The 2,585-nt window shown below is 62.0% G+C and carries 4 protein-coding genes; all 4 read left to right on the forward strand.

Annotated elements, in window-relative coordinates; all coding sequences use genetic code 11:
- On the forward strand, window positions 1-469 hold a 469-nt coding region (locus tag Q0X61_RS13250; protein WP_297743364.1), incomplete at its 5' end, for an AzlC family ABC transporter permease.
- Entirely contained in the window at window positions 462-794 is a 333-nt protein-coding gene (locus Q0X61_RS13255) for a branched-chain amino acid transporter permease (RefSeq protein ID WP_297743366.1), read from the forward strand. The genes Q0X61_RS13250 and Q0X61_RS13255, both read left to right, overlap by 8 nt.
- A gap of 143 nt (window positions 795-937) precedes the next feature.
- Entirely contained in the window at window positions 938-1,276 is a 339-nt protein-coding gene (locus Q0X61_RS13260) for a hypothetical protein (RefSeq protein ID WP_297743368.1), read from the forward strand.
- On the forward strand, window positions 1,273-2,031 hold the full coding sequence (locus Q0X61_RS13265) for a DUF3800 domain-containing protein (RefSeq protein ID WP_297743370.1): 759 nt from the start codon (window positions 1,273-1,275) through the stop codon (window positions 2,029-2,031). Before Q0X61_RS13260 ends, Q0X61_RS13265 begins: the two co-directional genes overlap by 4 nt.
- The last annotated feature ends 554 nt before the right edge of the window (window positions 2,032-2,585 follow it).

The raw sequence follows: 2,585 nt of genomic DNA on the forward strand, positions 1-2,585 counted from the left end.
CGGCCTCACCGTGCTGCTGGTGAACGTGCGGCACGTGTTCTACGCCTTCAACTACCCGATCGACCGGGTGCACGGCCTTGGGCGAGCGTACGGCGTGTACGCCCTCACCGACGAGACGTACGCGTTCATTGCCGGGGGTGAGGAGCATTGGACAGGAAGGCGGATCATCTGGCTCCAAGTGCTGCTGCAGGCGTACTGGGTGGGCGGCGGACTCATCGGCGTGGCTACGGCCTTGTCGCTGCCCAGGCCTATCGAGGGGCTGGAGTTCGCGCTCGTTGCGTTGTTCATCGTGCTGGCGCTCGACGCCGCCCGCACCCGGCGGGAGGTGCCGTCGGTGGTGATGGCGACGGGGTGCTTCGGCGTGGCGCTCCTCGTAGCGCCCGGTGCAGCCCTGCTGACGTCGATGGTGCTGTTCACCGCCGCGCTGTTCGGCCGTCACCTGATGCGCGAGGGGAGCCGGCATGCCTGACCTCGGATATTTCGTGGTCGTCGTGGTTGTGGCCGGCGCGATCACCGTCGGGCTTCGCGCGGTGCCGTTCCTTTTGCTTGCGCCGCTGCGCGAGTCGGCGCTGGTGCGTCGCATTGGCGTGTGGATGCCGGCTGGGATTCTCACCATTCTGGCGCTGGCTACGCTGGCTTCTGCCTTCGACGGGGGACGCACCGCGGCAGCCCTCGTCGCGGCGGGGGTGACCGTCGGGGTGCACCTGCTGTTCGGGCGACGCTCGCTGCTCAGCATCTTCGCTGGGACGGCCTGTTTCGTCGCGCTGGTGAACAGCGGTTGGTTCGGTGGGTGAAACACACCGGGCCGTGGATGCGCTCTGACGGGGATGCGCGTGAGGGCATCCGTGATTTGTCATAGCTGGCGGGTACCATACTTAAGTACTGGCAGGTGCTGTTTGGCTTTCGGTTCGACGTGAGATAGGGGAGGTGGCTTGATATGACCACCACGTCACTCACGAAGATCACGAGCGGAGCTGGCTACGTTCAGGGCAGTCAGCTCGGCAAACTCGGCGCAGGGCTGCAGTGGCCGTCTGGTACTGCAGCGCGAATCCTCCGAGGTGGGCTAGCCCTCACCTCCATCGTGGACGTCTCTGATGAAAAGCTGCCTGCCGAGGTTGCTCGCAGGATGCAAGGAGAGCCGAAGGACGCTGGCAATGCTGAGGCTGAGAAGAACCCAGTCAGGTCGCTCGACGAGCACCGATGCACCAAGCTGATCGCCCATGCGCAACAAGTCGAGACGGCTGCCGCGCCGGATGGCCCGGAGGACGAGGAATGAACGGAATGCAGGACGCCCTCATCCCCGAATCGGGGGATCTTGCCGACGTCCCTTTTTGTCTCCCCGACAACGTTCCGGTCTCAAGCCTGTTCCTAGACGAGAGTGGATCTATGAATCCTAACGGTGGCCTCTTCGTCGTTGGGTTCGTCAAATGCCGGGACACTGCGTCTATCGATCGCGAGATTCGGCAGCTTCGACAGCAGTTCAAGTTCTTCGGTGAGATCAAGTTCGGTCGTATCACGCAAGCCACTGAGCGCTTCTACATCGAACTCGTGGAGTATCTCGCCACATGCGACGTTCGGATTGGCGGTTCGGTCTACGAGCTTTCCCCCACGGACTCAGCGAAGAGGCGATCCTGGGAGACACAGGCGGTAATGGCGCGTCGACTCGTCGTCGCTAACGTGAATCAAGGCGAACTGGTCAACGTCTTCCTTGACCTCATCCAGACACCCAAGGGGAGCGTTCTGGCGGATGAAGTGCGGGAGCGGGCCAATGAGCAGCTTGGTACCCGTCGTGTTCTTGGATGCTACGACCTGAACTCGGAATCGACGAATCTCCTGCAAGTGGCGGACGTGATCGCTGGCGCGATTGCGTACGACCGGCGAAAGTGGGTAGGGGAGGTTCCCGATGCTCCGGCATCGGAATCCACACCCAAGGGTCGCGTGGCGGGACGACTTCGTCGCGCCTTTGGGCTCGACAGCTTCGGTGACGTGCGCCGTGGGAGAGTGAACATCCTGACTATGAACCGGGTCTAGCGATTTTCTTGTGCGGATCCGCGATTTGGGGCAAGATGGAGACACCGAACGGCTTTGGGTTCCGTTCCCAGCACCCGGTCGGTGGGGCGTGAATTTTCACGTACCCATGCGTGCTTAAGGGTCACGCTCACATACTTGCCCCGTGGAGACCACCCGGTCACCACGGGGCTTTGTGTTGGTCGTCTCGGTTCTGCCACACCTCTGGATCGCCCCGGGTGTGGTGGAGGGTTTGATCTAACCGAGAGGATAGGAACATGCCCGCACTGAGTAAGTATCCTGCAGAGGTCCGTGACCGCGCTGTGCGCATGGTCAACGAGAAGCTGATCAACGAACCCGCGCTGGCTGTGAGTACCGCGTGGCGGCTGTTCGGTGAACAGGTTGGAATCAACAAGAACACCCTCGGTAATTGGGTGAAGCAACATCATGTGGATTCCGGTAAAGCGGCTCTTCACAATCGAGGGTGTAGTCGGGGTTTGAATCCGCCGGTTTCGAGGAGGCTGCGGGCGATGTAGTGGGTCAGGTTTCGGAACCCGAGGGCGGAGCCGTGGAGGTGT

Source organism: uncultured Tessaracoccus sp. (assembly GCF_947255005.1).
In the GTDB taxonomy this organism is placed as follows: Bacteria; Actinomycetota; Actinomycetes; order Propionibacteriales; family Propionibacteriaceae; genus Arachnia.

What these genes read in the sequence shown, in the direction of transcription:
- Q0X61_RS13255 (WP_297743366.1), top strand. Translation starts at nt 462, where the DNA reads ATGCCTGACCTCGGATATTTCGTGGTCGTCGTGGTTGTGGCCGGCGCG.
- Q0X61_RS13260 (WP_297743368.1), top strand. Translation starts at nt 938, where the DNA reads ATGACCACCACGTCACTCACGAAGATCACGAGCGGAGCTGGCTACGTT.
- Q0X61_RS13265 (WP_297743370.1), top strand. Translation starts at nt 1,273, where the DNA reads ATGAACGGAATGCAGGACGCCCTCATCCCCGAATCGGGGGATCTTGCC.